Origin of the sequence: Streptomyces macrolidinus (assembly GCF_023887685.1) — a bacterium.
Lineage (GTDB): Bacteria > Actinomycetota > Actinomycetes > Streptomycetales > Streptomycetaceae > Streptomyces > Streptomyces macrolidinus.
In genome coordinates, this window is sequence record NZ_JAMWMR010000021.1 from 66,897 (window position 1) to 86,730 (window position 19,834).

Below are 19,834 nucleotides of genomic sequence, written 5' to 3' on the forward strand. Positions count from 1 at the left end.
TCCGGGCGGGCGCCGCCGTCGTCTGTACGGGCACAGTGACGGTGCCGTTCACTCACTCACGGTGCCGGGTCCCGGTGCGAGCAGCCCGAGGCGGGTCAGTGCCGCGTTCAGCCAGGCGACCGGGGCAGCCGTGGGCGACGGCGAGGACGGTCCCGTCCCCTCGGTCTTCCGATTCCCCTCGACCTTCCGGGAGGCGGCGGTCATCCAGTCCGTGTCGGCGAGGCGGCACGCCAGTGGCTTCAGCTTCGCGTGGAGGAGCGTCGCGGTGGTGATGGCGGTCAGGGTGATGCCCCAGCCGACGGGGCCCAGCGGGGTCGATCCGAAGAACCGGCTGACGCCCGGGGTCTGGATGATGCCGACGAGCACGGCGGCCGAGCCGAGGGTGGCCACGAGCACATGACGGTCGGTGCCGCCGCTGGTGAGCGTCTGCGCGAGCTGTGTGCCGACCACGGCGGCCAACGCCACGGTGCCCGCGCGGCGTCGGGTACCGGTGCAGCGCGCACCGGCCCAGGCCAGCCCGGCGCCGAGAGCGGTGGTGAGACCGCGTTGCAGCATCTCCTGGGTGAGAGCGGTGCCCAGCGCGTGATGAGGGCCTTCCTGGAGGAGCTGCTCCCCGGTGTTCTCGGCCGGGGTGCGGACGGCGATGGAGAGCGCGGGAGCGAGGTCGGTCAGCAGGTTGACGAGCATGATCTGGCGGGCGTTCAGCGGTGAACTGCCCGCCGACGCGGAGGCGAGCACGCTGAAGCCGACCTCGCCGAGGTTGCCGCCGATCAGGATGGCCAGTGCGGTCCGCACGGAGGTCCACATCGCCCGGCCCTCGGTCAGGGCGGCGACGATCGTGTCCAGGCGGTCGTCGCCGATGACCAGGTCGGCGGCGGCCGTGGCCGCGGGGGTGCCGCGCCGTCCCAGCGCGATCCCGACGTCCGCGAGGCGGATGGCGGGCGCGTCGTTGGCGCCGTCGCCGGTCATCGCCACGACCCGGCCGAGCCGCTGGAAGGCCTGCACGATACGGACCTTGTGGTGGGGGGCGCAGCGGGCGATCACATCCACCTTGGGCAGCAGTTCGTCGAGCGCGTCGTCCTCGAGCGCGTCCAACTCCGGCCCCGTGCACACGGTTTGATCCAGGTCGCCGGTGACCGAGGCCGCGATGGCCTCGGCGGTGGCGGCGTGGTCCCCGGTGACCAGGACCGTGTGCACCCCGGCCGCGCGCAGCCGGGCGATGGCCGGTGCCGCGCCGGGGCGCACCGGGTCGGCCAGGATGACGAAGCCGACGAAGACCAGGTCCCGCACGCTGTCGTCGGTGAGTTCCGCTCCCGACCGTACCGTCCGTTCGGCCACGGCGAGGACGCGGCGTCCGGCACCCGCGAGTTCCTCGGTGGCCGCGGTGAGGGCCGTGCGCGCGGCGGCGTCGAGCGCGCTCTCCGTTCCGTTCAGGCGTCTGCGGCGGCAGCGGGCCAGGACGACTTCGGGGGCGCCTTTGATGCTGAGCAGGGTGGCGCCGCCCGCGGTGCGGCCCGCCGTGGCGTGGTAGGCGCGGGACGGGTCGAAGGGCAGGGAGCCGGTGCGCCGCCAGCGGGGTGCGCCGCGGCTGACGGAGACGCGTGCCCGGCGGGCCGCCAGGTCCACGGCCCGGTCGGTCTGGTGGGCCATCGGCTCGGACTGCCGGGCGGCCGGTGTGGCCCGGAGCGCGGCGGCCAGAACCGCCTTGTGCCATAGGCCGATCCGGTCGACGGGCAGGGTCCGCTCGCCGTCGCTGACGGCGGAGAGCTGGAGATCGCCCTCGGTGAGGGTGCCGGTCTTGTCGAAGCACAGGACGTCGGCCCGGCCGAGTGCCTCGATCGTGCGCGGGTTGCGTACCAGCGCGCCCCGCTCGGCGAGTCGGCGCGCGGAGGCCAACTGGGCCGCGTTGACGAGGAACGGCAGTCCTTCGGGCACCGACGCGACGGCCAGGTTCACCGCGGACACGAGGGAGTCGGCGAGCGGGCGCCCGTGGAGCAGTCCGGCGACCGCCACGGCCGCGGCGGACACCGTCGCCACCGGCAGGCTCGCCTTGGTCAGCGCCGACAAGCGCGCCTCGACGCCGGTCACCGGTGCCGCCTCCCGCGCGGTGGCCATGGTGCGGCCGGCCTCGGTGGCCGCCCCGGTGGCGACGACCACGGCGACCGCGTCCCCGGCGGAGACGGTGGTGCCCTCGTAGAGCATCGAGTGCCGTCCGGTGAGCTGCGAGGCGACCACCGGTGCCGGGTCCTTGGCCACAGGCAGGGACTCGCCCGTCAGCGACGACTCGTCGACCTCCAGACCGTGGGCCTCCAGGAGTCGGCAGTCGGCGGGGACCACGTCCTCGGGGCGCAGCAGCACGATGTCCCCGGGGACCAGTTCCTCGGCGGTGACCAGGCGCTCGCCGCCTCCGCGTCGTACGCGTGCGCCGACCGCGGAGCGGGCGGTCAGTTCGGCGAGGGCCCGCTCGGTCCGGACTCGCTGCACCCCGCCGACCAGTGCCGACGTGGCCGTGATCGAGGCGACCAGCGCGGCGTCGGCCCGCGATCCCACGACGGCGGCCAGGGCCGCGCCCCCGGCGAGGACCGGGGTGAGCGGGTTGGCCAGTTCTTCGAGGAACGCGGACAGCACGCCGGTACGGGGCGTCCCGGTCCCGGTGGGGTCCTTGGCGCGTGCCGCGGCGTCCTCGGCGCTGAGCCCGGCGCCGCTCGTACGCAACCGGTCCATGACCCTGGAGGTGGGCATCAGGTGCCAGGGCACGTCTTCGGCGGAGGGGGTGAGGGGGCGGGCGCACAACTGGCGGGCGCGCCAGACGCCGAGGCCGAAGGCGATCCCTCCGGCGGTGGTGGACGCCGTCTGGCCGCGCGCGCACGCGTCGGCGGCCCGTGCGCGCAGTGCGGCGACGGCGCCGATGCCGCCGCCGCTCGCGGCCAGGACGGCGCAGTCCCGGTCGACCTGGCGGGCGACGCCGACGCCCGCGAGGAGCAGCGCGACCGCGTCCAGGTCGGTGCCGACCAGCAGGTGGGCTCCCCAGGCGGGCGGCTCGCCCGCCGGGTGGACGCCGATGCCGCAGTCGGAGGCGCCCAGCGCACGCCGGTTGCCCGAGACCAGCAGTACGGTCGCGCCGTCCGCCTGCAACGCGCGTACGGAGGCGACGAGGTGGCCGTCGGCGGGCACCATCGCGTCGACGAAGCCGAGTTCCGGGCAGGGCTGGTCGGCGGCGAGCACCACGCGGATGCCGGAGCGGCGGGCGGCGGCGGTCAGGGCCTGCGCGCCCGGCAGCGTCTGCATCGCCGCTCCCGCGACGGCCATCAGACGGCGCTCGAAGGCGAGGCCCAGGACCAGTTCGCCGCCCTCGTCCCGCAGCCGTTCCGCGTCCCGTCGCCCGGTGCGGCCGGTCACCTCCAGGTCCTCCAGCGGGCCGAGCGACCAGCCCGTGCCGTCGTGGTGGACCTGTGCGGGCGCGGCCGGGTCGAACAGGGCGAAGAGGATGTCGGCCACTTGTTCGAGTTCGACGCCGTCGAGCAGGGCCAGGTCGGTCAGTTCGTACCGGCCGCTGCGCAACGCGTCCACGTCCAGGAGCACGGTGTCGAGCTGGCCCAGGCGGCGCAGTACACCGCGGTCCATGGCCACGACGCCGCGCAGTGCGAGGAAGCGGCCGAGGCTGGTGGCGAAGCCCTCGCGCCCGGCCTCCGGTGCCTTCGGCAGGCCGGCCAGCGCCACCGACAGCGCGCGCCGCGGTCCCGCGTAGGGCAGGGTCAGGGCGCCGACGGTGGCCCCGGCGGCCATGGCCCGTTCGGCATAGCCCGCCGTCAGGTCCTCGCGGGCCTTGGGCCGTTCCCGCACGATGGGTTCGGCGTGCGCGTGGTCCGGGCCCGGCACGAGGTGCGGCTCCGCGCGGGCCCACGCGTCGAGGGCGGCGTCGGCCTCCCGCCACTGGGCCAGGCGCTGGACGGTGTCGAGGACCAGGCCACCGCCGCGCGTGGCCATGCCCTGGAGGAGCGCGTTGAGTACGGGGACCAGCGCGTCCGAACGCTCCGCTCCGATGAGCCCGTGCGTCATCACCCTGCGCAGCCGGGGGTGGTACTGGACCGCCGTGGCCAGTGCGCCCACTTCGCCCGGCAGGGGCGTCCACGGGGACACGCGGGTGGCCGCCGTGAGCACCAGGCCCGCGAGGTCCGCCATGAGCACCGGAAGCGCCGGTCGCCTGTGGCGCCCCTCGGCCGGGTGGTGCGGTTCGGGGTGCCCGTGGTGGGGCACGCCCGGACCGTCGGTCATGGCGGCCCCCGCGGCCTCGGCTCGGGCGACGATCCGGATCAGTTCCCGCTGGGGTGGGGGCGGCGAGGCCAGCTCCACGACGACGCGCTCGGCGGGGGCGTTCAGCCGGGCCCACAGCACGCCGGGGTGGTCCTCGAGCGCGCGTTCCACGATCCGGCCCACCGATGCGCCGCTGGGTCCCCGTACGCCGCGCACCTCGATGTGGCAGCGTCCGGGACGGGACCAGACGTCCCGGCGCTCCAGGCCGAGCAGGACGGCGGCCGTGCCGGCGGCGCCGCGCACGGCGGCGGTCATCGCGCCGGCCAGCCCTCCGGCGAGCGCCGCGGGTAGCTGCGAGGGCACCCCTGACAGCAACGACATCCGCGCGCCACCTCCCGAGCAGGCCGGTCCCTCGGTCTCTCGTCCTGTTTCCGGTCATCATGACCCGCTCCGAAGGCCCCCGCCTGTGCTGCTGATCCGAACGGCTCCCGGCTCGCAGGCCTCTGAGCGCGCGGGTAGCTTGCACTCAGCGGGGGGCCGACGTCCCGGACCCACGAACGGATGTGAACCGTGACCACGCCGAAGACCCCCGGCAAACGCCCGGCCACGACGAAGACCGGGACGTCCCGCCCGGCCGCGAAGGCGACGCGCACCCCCCGCACACCCCGGTCCGGTACGCAGCCGGTCGCGAAGGCCGAGCGCGCGCCGCGGTCCTCACCTACGCAGCCGGTCGCGGCGTCGCCGAAGACGGACCCCGGCGGCCACACGATCACCCTCACCGTGCCGACGCTCGGCGAGGCCGCCACCCGGGCGCTCAACGCGGCGACGACGCCTGTGGCCACCGCCCGGCGCCTCCTGCCCGTCAAGGGCGGCCTGCCGCTGTACACGGGTCTCGGCGTCCTGACGGTCGCAAGCGTGATCGAATGGCCGGTGGCCCTCGGTATCGGTGTCGGCTACGCCGTTCTCCGGGCCCATGGCCACCTCGTCCAACGCCCCGCGCGGGAGCGGTGAGACGACGACTCGTACCCGCGGCCTCACCCACGGCGACAGCGGTCGCACGGTGTTCCGTGGCAGGGCACTGTGGAAGGCATGGGCGCCAGACGTCAACATGTCGCACGTGTCTGGCAGCCGTGGCTGTCGAGCCACGTGCTGCTGCTGATACCGATCACCCTCATCGTGCTGATCACGTTCGCCGACGTCGTGACCCCGCGCGACATCGTCCTCAGTCCGCTGCTGGCGATCGCGCCCGCGATCACGGCGTGGTTCGAAGGCCCCCGGGTGACCGCCTTCATCGGTGCGCTGGCCGTGGCGGGCCAGGCGCTCACCGGGTGGAGACACGATCTGCTGCTGTCCCGCAACATCCTGGCTCCGATGGCCGCTCTGGCGATCCTGTCGGGCGTGGTCGTGTTCTTCTGCGTGGTCCGTGACCGGCAGCGGCGTCAGCTCGCGCAGGTACGGACGGTCGCCGAGGCCGCCCAGCACGTCCTGCTGTGGCCGCTGCCCACCCAGCTCGGCCCGCTGCAGCTCGCCTGTCTCTACCAGGCGGCCGAGGAGGAGGCCGAGATCGGTGGCGACCTGTACGCCGCCGCTCGTACGGACAGCGGGGCGCGGGTGATGATCGGCGACGTGCGCGGCAAGGGCCTGCCCGCCCTCGGCGAGGCCGCCCTGCTGCTCGGCGCGTTCCGTGAGGCGGCCCATCAGCACGCCTCGCTGCCGCGGCTCGCCGCCGCGCTGGAGCACAGCATCGCCCGCTATCTCACGGACTTCGAGCCCGAGCACGAGGGCGAGGCGGGCGAGCGCTTCGTGACCGCTCTGCTGCTGGAGTTCCCCGACGACGAGCCCGTCATCCGGATGACCAGTTGCGGCCATCTCGCACCCATGCTGCTCGGCCCGTACCACACCGTGACCATGCCCAGCCTGCATCCCGCGCCGCCGCTCGGCATCGGCCTGACCGATCCCGACCAGCACGCTCTCGATGTGGTGCCGTTCGGCCCCGGCGACACCCTGCTGCTCTACACCGACGGGATCATCGAGGCCCGCGACCGGCACGGCACCTTCTATCCGCTGGCGGAACGCGCCGCCCAGTGGGCCGGCCACCACCCCGAGGCGCTGCTGCACCATCTCCAGCGCGATCTGATCGCGCACACCGACGGGCGGCTGGACGACGACGTGGCGCTCATCGCCATCCGTCGCACCCCGGTCCCCCACCCGGGCCACCACCTCGGGCGCACCTTCCAGACCGGCGCGTTCCGCTATCCCTCCGAGAGCACGGAGTCGTAGGGCTCCTGATCACAGGCGTCAGCCGTCGTACGGCCAGTCTTCCGTTCCGGGACCGCCTCCGGCGGTGAGGCGGCGATAGGCGGCTCTGGCATGGGCCAGCCGGGCGACCGTCGTCCCCACGAGCGCGGCGCCGAGCAGGCAGGCCAGCCAGCGCGTGTCACGGCCCTCGGCCCAGGTGAGGGTGCCGGCGGGCGGGATGGCGAAGCCGTTGAGGAACAGCCAGCACAGGACGGCCGTGCCGGGAGCGGCGGTGAAGCGTGCGCACAGGCTCAGCAGGACGGCCATCAGGGACAGCCCGATCAGAGCGAGGCCGGGGCGGTCAGGGCCCACGACGGTGTTGAGGGACACCACCAGTACGAGGGCACCGCTGAAGGCAGCGGTCCATATCAGCGGGGTGGCGACGGGCTCAGGGACGGGCCTGGCCCCGTTGCCGAGGGACACCCACTCGATCATGCAGATGCTTCCTTCCGATCGCACGGTCTCCGGCGATGTGTATGTACTCGCACACGTGAGAGGGTCCGCATCACAGCGGCCTGGTCGGCCAGTCGAGCAGCCGGGCGCCTATCACCGCGGTCTGCAAGGTGTAGCGGTGGGCGGGATCGGTGGGGTCGTAGTCGGTCATCGCGTGGATACGCGCCAGCCGGTAGGTCAGAGCGCGCACGCTGAGCGACAGCCGCCGGGCGGTCTCGGCGGCCACGCACCCGGTGTCGAAGTACACGGAGAGGGTCTCGAGCAGGGGCCGCGCCCCGCCCCGTGCCGCCGCCAGCGCCCCCAGGGTGTTGCCGACCAGGTCCACCAGCGCCTGCCGGTCCCGGGCCAGGACGGGGAAGACCAGCAGGTCGGCGGCGCGCAGCACGGGCTCGTCGAAGCCCATGCGCTGGGCGACGTCCAGGGCGTTGAGGGACTCTTCGTAGCTGTGCCCGATGCCGGTCACACCCGGCCGGGACCGGCCGATGGCGACCTGGCTGGTGCCCGTGGTGCAGGCGTAGACGAGCTTGGCGAAGTGGGTGAGGACGTCGTCCTGGTCGCCGGGGGCGATGCACAGCATCCGCCCCTCCTTCGTGGTGAACAGGATGCGGCGGTTCTCGAAGCGTGCGAAGAGTTCGCTCATGACCTGCCGGGGCACGGGGTCGGTCTCGTCGTACTTCTCCGGTCCCTCGGCCACCGCGACCGCGTGCGCGCGGGACAGGCGCAGTCCGAACCGCTCGGAGCGGGCCGCGAGATGGCCCGGTTCCCCGCGCCCGTGGAGCAGGTCGTCGATGAACTCGCGCCGGGCCGCCTCCTCCTTGCGGACGACGAGGCGCTGCGCGTGCTCGTATCCGTCGGCGAAGGCGTCCACCGCCTGGGCTATGACGGACAGGACGCTGTCCGGGTCGGCCGCCGCGGGCCAGCCTTCGCGGCCCGCGACGAGATGCGCCCGTACCAGGCCGCGCCAGCCGTGTCCGGCCTCGGCCGCGCGGGCGCCGAGGGCGCGTCGGGACTCGATCTCGTCGCGTGTGAGGCGCCGGCCGGTGGGCGCGGCGTCGGCCAGGATCTGCTCGAACCCTTCGAGGAACACCTCGGCAGCGTTCTGGACCATCCTGTCTTCCCCTTCCGGCGCGGGCCTCGTTCCGCGCGTGTTCACATAGGGCCGCGTCACATGGGGCCGCGTCACATAGGGCCGTATCACATACGGCCGTCCGGGTGAACGCCTTCCGGCCTGTTCGGCGGCCTCACACCCTGCGGCCTCAGCCTGTTCGGCGGCCTCACACCCTGCGGCCTCACGCCCTGCTCCTGCCCTGTCAGCCGTGCGCATGGGCCGCCTCGGCGTCGCGGGCGGCGGCGGTCTCGTCGCGAGGCTCGGGGGCGGGCCGACGGCCGATCCGGCGGGCGAGGGGTTCGGTCCAGCGGGCGGCGAGCGGTCCGAGGACGACCAGGATCAGGACGTACGCGGTGGCCAGCGGCCCGATCCGCGGTTCCACGCCGACGGCGAGCCCGGCGATGACGATGGAGAACTCGCCGCGCGCGACCAGGGTGCCACCGGCCCGCCAGCGGCCCTTGACCGAGACTCCGGCGCGGCCCGCCGCCCAGTACCCGGTGGCGACCTTGGTCAGCGCGGTGACGACGGCCAGGGCCAGCGCGGGGAGCAGCACGGGCGGGATGGCCGCCGGGTCGGTGCTCAGGCCGAAGAAGACGAAGAAGACGGCGGCGAACAGGTCGCGCAGCGGGGTGAGGAGGTTGCCGGCGCCCTCGGCGACCTCGCCGGACAGGGCGATGCCGACCAGGAACGCGCCCACGGCGGCCGAGACCTGGACCTCCTGCGCGAGTCCGGCGACGAGCAGGGTCAGGCCGAGCACGACCAGGAGGAGCATCTCGGGCAGTTCGGAGGAGACGGCGCGGCTCACCAGGCGGCCGTGGCGCAGGGCCACGTACAGGACGACGCCCACGGTGCCGAGCGCGACGAGCAGGGTGAGGGCGCCCCCGGCCGGGCTGACCCCGGCGAGCAGGGCGGTGAGGATCGGCAGGTAGACGGCCATGGCCAGGTCCTCCAGGACCAGGACGCCGAGGACGGCCGGGGTCTCGCGGTTGCCGAGCCGTCTGAGGTCGCCGAGCACCTTGGCGATCACGCCGGAGGAGGAGATCCAGGTGACTCCGGCCAGGGCGACGGCGGCCACCGGTCCCCAGCCGAGGACCAGCGCCGCGAGGGCGCCGGGGGTGGCGTTGAGGACCAAATCGACCACACCGGAGGGGTATTGGGTCTTGAGGTTGGTGACGAGGTCGGAGGCGCTGTATTCGAGGCCGAGCATGAGCAGCAGAAGGACGACTCCGATCTCGGCACCGGTGGCCACGAACTCCTCGCTGGCCTGCAGCGGCAGGATACCGCCGCGTCCGAAGGCGAGTCCCGCGAGGAGATACAGGGGTATGGGTGACAGGCCCACCCGGCCGGCGAGGCGGCCCAACAGTCCCAACGCGAGGATGGTGGCCCCGAGTTCGATGAGCAGCGCGGTGGTGTTGTGCACGGGCGTCTGACCTCCGTGGGATCGGTGCGGTGGCGGCGTCTGTGCCTGGCGGGGCCTGGCGGCGGGGCGGAGCACAGGAAGGTGTGCCGTGCCGTCGCGTGTACGCGGGGTCGCCTCCGGGGCCGGTCGGTCGCGCGCTGTCTTCCGGCGGGACGGTGCGCGAAGGGACCGGTGCGGGCGTGGGGGTGAACGAACGGCCCGTCCGTGCGGGCTGGTCGGGGTGGCCGCGGCGGCGGCTCACGTCAGCGCGAGAGGCGGATGCTCAGACCGCGCTGTCGGTATCAGGAACGCTGTCACGGGCGGCGTTGATCACGCGCACGTGGATGATCCGCCCCATGTCACGCCCCCCTCATATCGGGCCGGAACACCGGCCGTTGCCCCGATGACGAGCACTCTCACGCCCAGTGGGGGTAAGCGCTCGATAAGGAACTCTACCGCAGGGTAAATACCTAATATCGCACCAAGTGGCGCGTCAAGGCATCAGTCGAGCGCGGGAACGGTGTGAGAGAGGCCGATAACCGCCGGGGGCCTCGCGGGTGTTCGGCCCGCGTCGCCTCGCCGTGCGTCCGGGTCAGTGTTGTCCCAGGTCCCGGCCGTCCAGGGACAGTTCGTCCAGATCCTCCTGGAACTCCTCGGCGTTGAGGAGCAGCATCGGGTCCAGCCCGTCGGGCGGCCCGCCCTGACCGTCCGGCCCGAGCAGGGGCTGTTCGGTCCAGATGCACTTCCCCGTCGAGGTGTAGCGCGCGCCCCAGCGCTGGGAGAGCGCCGTGACGAGTTGAAGGCCTCGGCCGCCCTCGTCGTTCTCGGTGGCACGGCGGATGCGCGGCATCGTCAGGCTGCCGTCGAAGACCTCGCAGATCAGTTCGCCCGCGCGCAGCAGGCGCAGCCGGACCGGCCCCTGGGCGTGGCGTACGACGTTGCCGACCAGTTCGCTGGCGAGGAGTTCGGTGGTGGGGGTCAGGTTCTCCAGGCCCCAGGCGGAGAGTTGCTCCCGTACGTGCTGGCGGGCCTGCCCGGCCGCCTTCGGGTCCTTGGGGAGCGGCCAGGAGGCCATCCGCTCGTCGTCCAGGGCGTGCAGCCGGGCGATGAGGAACGCCGCGTCGTCCTCCGCCTGGCTGTCGGCGGGGAGCAGTTCGGCCTCCACGGCGTCGCACAGGCGCTCCAGGTCGGCGTCGAGGCCCTCCTCGTGGGCGGTGCGCAGGACGCGGGCCAGATCCGCCATGCCCGTGTCGACGTCCCGGTTCGCCGACTCGACCAGCCCGTCGGTGTAGAGCACGAGCAGGCTTCCCTCGGGGACCTTCAGGTCCACTGTCTCGAAGGGCGGGTCGGCGGCGCCCAGCGGCGGGTCGGAGCCCAACTGCGGGAAGTGCACGGTGCCGTCGGGGTGCACCAGGGCGGGCGGCGGGTGCCCAGCGCGGGCGATGGAGCAGACCTGGGTGGTGGAGTCGTAGAGCGCGTACAGGCAGGTGACGTACGACTCCTCGCCCATGCCGCCGACGATGTCGTTGAGGTGTCCCATGATTTCGTCGGGGGGCAGTTCGAGGTCGGCCAGGGTGTGGACGGCGGTGCGCAGGCGGCCCATGGTGGCCGCCTCGGGCAGCCCGTGGCCCATGACGTCTCCGACGACGAGGGCGACCTGTCCGCCGGAGAGCGGGATGATGTCGTACCAGTCACCACCCACGTCCATGCCCTGTCCGGCGGGGAGATAGCGTGCGGCGGCCGTGCACGCCGGGTCGTGGGGCAGGTCCCGGGGCAGCAGGCTGCGCTGGAGTTCACGGGACCGGGTGTGCTCGGCGTCGTAGAGCCGGGCCCGTTCCAGCGCCTGGGCGACGAGGGCGGTGATCGTGTTCAGCAGGGTGCGTTCCTCGTCGGTGAGGCGGCGGGGACGGTCGAAGCTGAGGACGTTCACCCCGAACGTACGGCCGGACGCGGTCAGCGGCAGGAACGCCCAGGCCTGCTTCTTCGCCATCGCGGCCAGATGGGAGAGTTCGGGTCCGTACGCGGTCATCTCGTGCACCGACGACACGAACAGGGGCGTGCCGGACAGGATCGTGCTCCAAGGCGGCTCGTTCGGTCTGCGCACATGGCCGTCGACGGCTTCGAGGAAGTCCTCCGGGTAGCCGAAGGCTCCGACGTTGCGCAGCCGGTCGCCCTCGACGGCCTGCACCAGCAGGCCGGTGGCGTCGAAGGGCGGCAGCACGCGCCAGGCGACCGCGTCCACCACGTCGCGCGAGGTCGTCGCCTTGGCGAGCGCCGTGGTCAACTCCGTGATGTGCGCGGCCCGTTCGGATGCCGCACGCTCGGCCGCCTCGCGCTCCTCCTCCATGCGCCGCCGGTCCGTGACATCGGTGAGGTAGAGGGTGCGGCCGTCGGCGCCCGGGACCAGCCGCAGGTGGTAGCAGCGCCCGGTGTCCGGCATGCGCAGATCGAAGCCGGAGGTCCGCTCCTTGGCGGCGGCCCGGCGGCAGTGGCTCTCCAGGTCCGGGATCCTGCGCAGGGCGGGGACGTCCCACAGCAGACGTCCGAGCAGCTCCTTCTCGGAGCAGTCCAGGGTGTGTTCCGCTTCGAGGTTGGCGAAGGTGATCCGCCAGTCGTCGTCCACCGCCAGGAAGCCGTCGCTCATGTACCGCAGGGCCCGGCCGAGCGCGTCGCGGGCGGATCCCTCCTTGCTCTCCCACACCACGCCCCGCATATGGCGGGGTCGGCCCTTGCTGTCGTAGATCACCCGGGCGCGGGTCTGCAACCAGCGGTACGTGCCGTCGGCGCGCCGTACCCGGTACTCGATCTCGTACGGGGAGTGGTCGCGGATCGCGCGCTGCGCCGCCGCGAACGTGGGGGCCAGATCGTCGGGGTGCATGTCCCGCATCCAGCCTTCCATCTTGCCGTTGAACTCGGCCGGATTGATGATGTACAGGTCCAACGCCGCCTGGTCCAGGATCAGTTCGTCGGTCTCGATGTTCCAGTCCCACGATCCGACCTTGACCTCCTGGAGGGCCTGCCACAGGCGCTCGCCGTTGTGCCCGGTCCGGGAGGGTCCGGCCGGTGGCGGCGCCTGGGCCATGCGTTCCTCGGCCCAGGCGACCACGGCCCGCAGGAAGTCCCACTGCCGGGGCGTGGGTTCGCCTCCCTCACTCGTCAGGACGGTGAGCACGGCGATGTTGCGGCCCCCGCCGGACAGCGGCAGGGCGACCAGGCCGGTGCCGGGCCAGGCGATGCCCTCCGTCGACGCCCACGGCCCCTGGGCGTCGGTGGACATCAGCGGCGCCCACAGACCGTCGTCATGGTGCAGGGCACGCGCCGGGACCCTCGGGCTCTCCTGGTCGATGGTCTCCCAGGAGTGGGTGAGGGCGGAGGGAAAGCCGACCGACGAGACCAGGCGCAGCGCGGCCGTCGGGCCGCGCAGATGGATCGTGCCGCCCAGGGCGCCCAGCTCGCCCACGGCATGCTCCAGCGCCAGCCGGAACACCTCGCTTTCCGGGACACCGGGAGCCACCGCACTGAGCAGAGCCAGCCGTGCGTTCATAGTGCGGATTTTATCGTTATCCCACCATTTACAGCCATGCCGCACCAGAGCACCCGCTTCCGGCCACCCCCTCTCAGCGTCCTCTCAGCAGGTGCCCCACAGGCTGGGGCATGACGGGGGAACGACACGTCACGAACCGAGAAGCGACGAAAGGGAGCCCATGGCCTCCCACACCGCGGCCCGGCCCGTCATTCCGTCCGAGGGCCCCACAAGGACCACCCCGGCGACGGACACGGCCTCCCGACTGCACGAGTTCTTCGAATCCACCTGTGACCGCACCCCGTCCGCCGTGGCGCTCGTGTGCGAGCAGCGGCATCTGACGTACGCCGATCTGGAGGCACGCGCCAACCGGATCGCCCATCACCTGCGCGGCCTGGGCGTCACCTCGGGCACGCGGGTGGCGCTGCTGCTGCCGCGCTCCGTGGGCATGTACGCGTCGCTGCTGGGTGTCTGCAAGGCCGGGGCGACGTACGTGCCCATCGACCCGACGTCTCCACCGGACCGTGTCTCCTACATCCTGGGCGACGCCGAGGTGGCCGTCCTGCTGACGACCTCCGCTCTCGCGCCGGGGATACGGCGGGCAAAGACCTCCCGGGCCTGCCGGGTGATCGAGGTCGACACGTGGGCCGGTGAACTGGCCGCCCTCCCCACGACACGCCCCTCCCTCGGGCCGCAGGCCGCGGCCGACCCCCTCGCGTACATCACGTACACCTCGGGATCCAGCGGCAAGCCCAAGGGCGTGGAGATCGCCCAGTCGAGCATCTGCAACTTCCTGCGGGTGGTGACCCCTGTCTACGACGTCCGTCCGCACGACCGGGTGTACCAGGGCATGACCATCGCGTTCGACTTCTCGATCGAGGAGATCTGGCCGACCTGGTCCGTGGGCGCCACGCTCGTCGCGGGGCCGGCCGGCCCCGGGCGGCTCGGCGCCGAACTCGCCGACTTCCTGGAGGACACCGCCGTCACGCTGCTGTACTGCGTGCCGACGCTGCTGGCGACGATCCCGCGCGAGCTGTCGCGCATCCGCAGCATCGTCGTGGGCGGCGAGGCGTGCCCGGAGCCGCTGGTCGAGCGGTGGAGCAGACCCGGCCGCCGCATCCTCAACACCTACGGGCCGACCGAGGCCACGGTCACCGCGACCTGGCAGGAGCTGCGTCCGGACCGGCCCGTGACCATCGGGCGCCCGCTGCCGACCTATTCGGCGGTCCTGCTGGACGAACAGCGCCGGGCCGTGCCCGACGGCGCGGTGGGCGAGATCTGCCTCGGCGGTCCCGGCCTCGCGCGCGGCTATGTGGGACGGCCGGATCTGACCGCCGACCGCTTCATCGAGCACCCGCTGGCACCCCGTGGCGGTCGGCTCTACCGCACCGGGGACCTCGGCCGGATCGGTGACGGCGGGGAGATCGAGTATCTGGGCCGGGCCGATGCGGAGGTGAAGATCCGCGGCTACCGGGTCGCGCTCGGTGAGATCGACAACGTCCTGCTGGAGGAGCCCGGTGTGGCCGAGGCGGTCACCGCGCTCGTCGCGACGCCGGACACGGGAGCGGACACGGGACCGGACACGGGCGCCTCGCGGTCCGCGGACGGCGCGGGCGAGAACGGCAAGGTCCTCGCCGCCTACGTGGTCCGCGCGACGGACTCCCCGGGCCTGGACGGCGCCTCCGACGAAACCCTCGCCGCCCGCCTGCACGAACGCCTGCGGCGCGCGCTGCCCGCGTACATGGTGCCGTCGTTCCTCGACGTCCTCGACCGCCTCCCGGCCATGCCGAGCGGCAAGGTCGACCGCAAGCAACTCCCCGCGCCCACCGGCCGCAGGCTCGTGGGCACCGGTCATGTGGTGCCCGCACGGGGCGAACGGGAGACCCTGGTGCGGGACGTCTGGGCCCAGGTGCTCGGCATCCCCGCGCACACCCTGTCGGCCGAGGCGGACTTCTTCACCGACCTCGGCGGCCACTCCCTGCTCGCGGCCCGCGTCGTATCGCTGCTGCGCGGCCGGCCGGGCGAGAGCGGCGCCACACTGCGTGACCTGTACGAACACCCGACGGTGCGCGCGTTCGCGGCGCGGCCTGGCACCACGTCGGCCACGGCCCCCACGGCCGGGCCGCCCCGCCCCGCCCCGATCCGCCACGGCAGCCGCCGGATCGCGCTGACCGGTCTCGCGCAGGCCGGGGCGCTCTATGTCCTGCTGTTCGTGCTGACCTTGCCGGTATCCGTGTCGTACGCGGTCCATCACGGCACGGTCTCGGGCTGGACGGCGCTGCAGCCCTTGCTCGCCGTGCTGGCCGGCTACCTCGTCGTCCGCTGGATCGCCCCCCTCGCCCTGGCGCGCCCCCTGGCGGCGGGCATACGCCCCGGCAGCTACCCCTTGTGGGGCCTGACCTATCTGCGCCTGTGGCTGCTGAACCTGCTGCTGGTCGGCGTCAGCCCGTTGCGCGTGCTCAGCGGCTCACCGCTGATGGGCCCCTGTCTACGGCTGCTCGGCGCGCGCGTCGGAGCTCGCACCACGATCGCCACCAGCCTCGTCTCTCTGCCGACCCTGCTGAGCGTCGGCAGCGACACGGCGATCGGCTACGGCGCCTCCCTGCGCTCCTGGCACGTCGAGGACGGATGGGTCACGGTCGCCCCGATCAGCATCGGCGAGCGGGCGTACGTCGGCGCGGGCGCGGTGCTCGAACCGGGCGCGCGCATGGGGCACCGCTCGGGCGTCGGCGAGCAGTCCGTCATCGGCCAGGGCGAGGCGGTGCCCGCCGGAGCGCGCCGGGCCGGGTCGCCCGCGCGCGCTGTCGAGTCCCTGTCCCCCACCGTCGAGCGCATGCTGGGCAGACCCGGCGCCCCCGACCGCTGGCGGCCCCGTCATCTGGCCGGCGCGCTGCTCGGTCTGGCCTTCCTGGAGTCGGCCGCGCTGATGATGATCGCGCCGAGCGTCGCGCTGTTCTGGTTCATGTGGCTGCGCTGGGGCACGGGCGCGGGACTGGCCGCCACCGCGCTGTCCGGCCCGCTGTCCGTGGTCACGGTGTGCCTCGTGGTCGCCGTCGGCAAGCGCGTGATCCTGCCGCACGTGCCCACCGGCATCCATCCGGCGCGCTCCTCGCTCGGCGTGCGCAAGTGGATCGCGGACAAGCTGCTGGAGTACAGCCTCACGTTCACCAACCCGCTCTACGCCACCCTCTACACCGTGCCGTGGCTGCGGCTGCTCGGCGCGCGCGTCGGCCGGGGCGCCGAGGTGTCCACCACCGCGTACATCGATCCGGACCTGCTCACCCTCCGGGACGGCAGCTTCGTCGCGGACATGGCGAGCGTGGGCGCCGCCGCCTTCGGGGGCGACCGGATGGCGTTCGGGCCCACCGAGGTCGGCAGCCGCGCCTTCGTCGGCAACGCCGCGCTCGTACCGGCCGGGACGGAGCTGGGAGCGGGCTCGCTGGTCGGCGTGGGCACGGTCCCGCCGCCGGACGGCGCCGCCGACGGCACCACCTGGCTGGGCTCGCCCGCGCTGCGGCTGCCGGTGCGCCAGAGCAGCGGCTCCTACCCGGAGGAACTGACGTTCCGGCCGACCCGCAAGGCGGTCCTCGGCCGCCTGGGCATCGAGTTCTTCCGCGCCACCATGCCCGCCTCGCTGCTGGCCGCGAGCGCCTACCTGTATCTCCTCACGCTGTCCGGCCTCACCTCCCGTACGGGGCTGGTGACGGCGGTCCTCGTGTCACCGCTCCTCGCGATGGGCGCGGCGGGCGCGGTCGTCCTGTACTGCGCGGCGGTCAAGCGTGTCGTCGTCGGGACGTACCGGCCGCGCGTCGAGCCGCTGTGGAGCCTGTTCGTACGCCGTACGGAGTTCGTCACCGGTCTGTTCGAGGCCGCCGCGGTCCCGGCCGGGGTCGGTACGCTGGTGGGGACACCGTTCCTGCCCCCGGTGCTCCGCCTCTTCGGCGCCCGCATCGGCCGGCGTACCTGGATCGGGACCACCTTCCTCACCGAGTTCGACCTGGTGGAGGTGGGTGATGACGCGGCGGTCGGGATGAACGTCTCGCTGCAGACACATCTGTTCGAGGACCGGGTCATGAAGATGTCGACCGTGACCGTCCAGGCCAGGACGAGCATCGGCACCCGCGCGATCGTGCTGTACGACGCGGTGGTGGGCGAGGACGTCCGGCTCGGGGCGCTGTCCCTGGTCATGAAGGGTGAACGCCTGACACCCGGGACCAGTTGGCGCGGGCTCCCCGCCGAGGGAGTGGCCGAGCGGGCCGAGGACCTCGACGGCGACGGGACGCGATGCGCGGCGATGACGGAGGCGGGCCCGTGAGGTTCCCATGGCGACGGCGGGGCGGTGAGCACCGGGTGCCGGATGCCGGGACGCCCGGCGAGCAGGGCCGCCCGCTCGCGCTCGTGTACCGGGGCCGGGCCTCCTCGCCCGGTTGCCCCGAGGCGGTCGCGGAACTGCTCGCCGCCGGGCCCTGGAACCTGGACGTCCGCTTCACCGGGCCGCGCGAGGAGCTGCCGCTGACGGCCGAGACGCTCTCGCACGCTCTCGTGTACGCCCAGCCGGGCGGCGGCACGCTCTCCCCCGCGTACCGCAAGCTGCGGCGGCAGCGCGACGCGATCCGTGACTTCGTCCAGGGCGGCGGCCGGTACCTGGGCTTCTGCCTGGGCGCCTATCTGGCCGGGGCGACCCCAGGGTTCGACCTGCTGCCGGGCGACACCGACCAGTACATCTCCGCACCCGGATGCACGATCCACCACGACGGCAACACACTGGTCGAGGTGGCGTGGCGGGGCCGGCCCCGCACGGTGTTCTTCCAGGACGGGCCGTACTTCGTCCTCGACAAGGACGCAGATCCGGAGGTCCTCGCCACCTATCCGAACGGGCTGCCCGCCGCGCTGGTGACGCCGTTCGGGTCAGGCCGCGTGGGCGTCACGGGACCGCACCCGGAGGCCACGGACGACTGGTTCACCGACTACGGCCTGCCCGTCCAGAACAACCGCGACCTGGCCGTGGACCTGGTGGACACGGTGCTACGGGGACCGCGCCGCTGACCACGAGTGTCAGCACTGCCTGAGCACGCGTGTCAGCGCTGTCTGATCGCCGAGATGTCGAACACCAGCTTGATCTTGTCCGAGACCAGCACACCGCCCGTGTCCAGCGCCGTGTTCCAGGTCAGGCCCCACTCCGAGCGCAGGATCTGCGCCGTGCCCTCGAAGCCGACGCGCTCGTTGCCGAACGGGTCCTTGGCCGCGCCGTTGAACTCCAGGTCGAGGGTGAGGGGCTTGGTGGTGCCGAGGATCGTCAGTTCGCCGGTCATGCGGTACAGCCCGCCGCCCAGGTCCTCCGCCCGGGTGGAGCGGAACGTCATCGTCGGGTACTCCTCGACCTTGAAGAAGTCCGGGCTGCGCAGGTGGTTGTCCCGGTCCGGCTGACCCGTGTCGATACTCGCCACGTTCACCTCGACGAACGCGCTGGACTTCGACGGGTCCGTACCGTCCAGCCGGAGCGTGCCGGTGAACTCGTGGAAGCTGCCCTTCACATTGGTGACCATGGCGTGGCGCGCCACGAAGCCGATGGAGGTGTGTGCCGGGTCGAGCATGTACTCGCCCGTCAGGGCCGCCAGGTCGGTGGTGGCCGTGGCGGCGGACCCGGGGCCGGTGGCCCGGTCGGTCATGGCCGCCGTCTCGGGCGTGGCCTTGTGCTTGCGGCTGAAAATACCCATGACGTGCTCCTCGGGCGGTGCGCGGGGCGTGCGTCGGGGACCCCGCGGCGTCAGGAGGTCGAACTTCCGGCGCTACGGACGTTACGCCGGGTTGCGACGTTCTGCCCTCCGGCGATGACTCGGCGGACCTCGCTCAGGTGAGGTCGGCGACGATCCGGCGGGCGGCTTCGGTGATCAGGGACTCACGGGGCGGTGTGTGGTAGCCGGGCCGGTCGGACATGAGGGCCAGTACGAGCGGGGCGCTGCCGGTCGGCCATACGAGGGCGATGTCGTTGGCCCTTCCGTAGTCCCCGGTCCCGGTCTTGTTGGCCACCTTCCATCCCCGGGGCAGCGCGGCCCGGATGCGGCGGGGGCCTTCGTTGCGTTCGAGCCAGTCCTTGAGCAGGGCGCGCTTGTCCGCGCTCAGTGCGTCGCCCAGCAGCAGCTTCTGGTGGTCGGTGGCGATCGCCCGGGGCGTGGTGGTGTCGCGCGGGTCCTCGATGCCGTGCCGGTTCAGCTCGGGCTCGTAGTCGTCCATCCGGCTGTGGGGATCGCCGAGTTCGCGCAGATAGGCGGTCAGCTTCACCGGGCCCCCGAGGTCGCGCATCAGCAGGTTGGCGGCCGTGCCGTCGCTGTGGCGGAGGGCGGCGTCACACAGATCCCTGATGGTCATGCCGGTCTCGATGTGGTCCTTGGTGATCGGCGAGATCGAGTTGACGTCGGCCTTGGTGTAGGTGACGTGGTGGTCCAGGTGGGCGAGCGGGTTGCGGTGCAGGACCGCCGCCGCGGCGAATGTCTTGAAGGTGGAGCAGAACGCGAAGCGTTCGTCGGCACGGTAGGCCATGGTGGCACCGCTGCCGGTCGCCAGCGCGTACACGCCCAGCCGCGCACCGTGCTCGCGTTCGAGCTCCGCGCACCACGTGGCGTCCACCGTGGGGGCGGGGGAACGGGAGGGGCCGCGCCCCTGCGTCGAAGGCGGCGTGGGCGCCGCGCGCTCCTCCGCGCCGCAGCCCGCCAGGGGCAGCAGAGCCGCGGTCATCAGGAACGCGCGACGGGACGGCCCGAACTCTTCGAAGGACATGCGGCGTTACCTTCTCTCGTCC

At 73.0% G+C, this 19,834-nt stretch carries 11 protein-coding genes; 4 read left to right on the plus strand and 7 right to left on the minus strand.

Annotated features, from left to right (window positions below; all coding sequences use genetic code 11):
- Positions 1 to 48: 48 nt before the first annotated feature.
- Positions 49 to 4,635, minus strand: a complete 4,587-nt coding sequence (locus NGF19_RS21820; RefSeq protein ID WP_252426764.1) for a cation-translocating P-type ATPase — start codon at positions 4,633 to 4,635, stop codon at positions 49 to 51.
- 189 nt (positions 4,636 to 4,824) lie between these two features.
- Between NGF19_RS21820 and NGF19_RS21825 the strand changes: the two genes are divergently transcribed.
- Both NGF19_RS21825 and NGF19_RS21830 read left to right on the plus strand, forming a co-directional pair.
- A complete protein-coding gene (locus NGF19_RS21825; RefSeq protein WP_252426765.1) occupies positions 4,825 to 5,265 on the plus strand; it encodes a hypothetical protein in 441 nt (146 codons plus the stop codon).
- A 78-nt stretch (positions 5,266 to 5,343) separates the two neighbouring features.
- Positions 5,344 to 6,534 (plus strand): PP2C family protein-serine/threonine phosphatase, encoded by a 1,191-nt coding sequence (locus tag NGF19_RS21830; protein WP_252426766.1) that lies wholly within the window; start codon positions 5,344 to 5,346, stop codon positions 6,532 to 6,534.
- A gap of 18 nt (positions 6,535 to 6,552) precedes the next feature.
- On the opposite strand, the gene NGF19_RS21835 is transcribed toward NGF19_RS21830, so the two are convergent.
- From NGF19_RS21835 to NGF19_RS21850, 4 genes are all read right to left on the minus strand, one after another.
- Complete coding sequence (locus NGF19_RS21835) at positions 6,553 to 6,987, minus strand: hypothetical protein (RefSeq protein ID WP_252426767.1); 435 nt, start codon at positions 6,985 to 6,987, stop codon at positions 6,553 to 6,555.
- A 70-nt stretch (positions 6,988 to 7,057) separates the two neighbouring features.
- Positions 7,058 to 8,113, minus strand: a complete 1,056-nt coding sequence (locus tag NGF19_RS21840) for a PucR family transcriptional regulator (protein WP_252426768.1) — start codon at positions 8,111 to 8,113, stop codon at positions 7,058 to 7,060.
- 202 nt (positions 8,114 to 8,315) lie between these two features.
- The gene (locus NGF19_RS21845; protein ID WP_252426769.1) at positions 8,316 to 9,533 is read right to left on the minus strand and encodes a cation:proton antiporter; all 1,218 of its coding nucleotides are present in this window, start codon (positions 9,531 to 9,533) and stop codon (positions 8,316 to 8,318) included.
- Between the two features lie 571 nt (positions 9,534 to 10,104).
- Entirely contained in the window at positions 10,105 to 13,056 is a 2,952-nt protein-coding gene (locus tag NGF19_RS21850) for a SpoIIE family protein phosphatase (protein WP_252426770.1), read from the minus strand.
- A 160-nt stretch (positions 13,057 to 13,216) separates the two neighbouring features.
- Between NGF19_RS21850 and NGF19_RS21855 the strand changes: the two genes are divergently transcribed.
- On the plus strand, positions 13,217 to 17,350 hold the full coding sequence (locus tag NGF19_RS21855; RefSeq protein ID WP_252426771.1) for a Pls/PosA family non-ribosomal peptide synthetase: 4,134 nt from the start codon (positions 13,217 to 13,219) through the stop codon (positions 17,348 to 17,350).
- A complete protein-coding gene (locus tag NGF19_RS21860; protein WP_252426772.1) occupies positions 17,347 to 18,081 on the plus strand; it encodes a BPL-N domain-containing protein in 735 nt (244 codons plus the stop codon). The genes NGF19_RS21855 and NGF19_RS21860 overlap by 4 nt, the downstream gene beginning before the upstream one ends.
- Positions 18,082 to 18,113: 32 nt before the next feature.
- Here NGF19_RS21860 and NGF19_RS21865 read toward each other — a convergent pair whose 3' ends face one another.
- Both NGF19_RS21865 and bla read right to left on the minus strand, forming a co-directional pair.
- Positions 18,114 to 18,752: a YceI family protein gene (locus NGF19_RS21865; RefSeq protein WP_372505713.1), complete on the minus strand. Its 639-nt coding sequence runs from the start codon at positions 18,750 to 18,752 to the stop codon at positions 18,114 to 18,116.
- A 133-nt stretch (positions 18,753 to 18,885) separates the two neighbouring features.
- Positions 18,886 to 19,812: a class A beta-lactamase gene (gene bla / locus NGF19_RS21870; protein ID WP_252426773.1), complete on the minus strand. Its 927-nt coding sequence runs from the start codon at positions 19,810 to 19,812 to the stop codon at positions 18,886 to 18,888.
- Positions 19,813 to 19,834 lie beyond the last annotated feature (22 nt).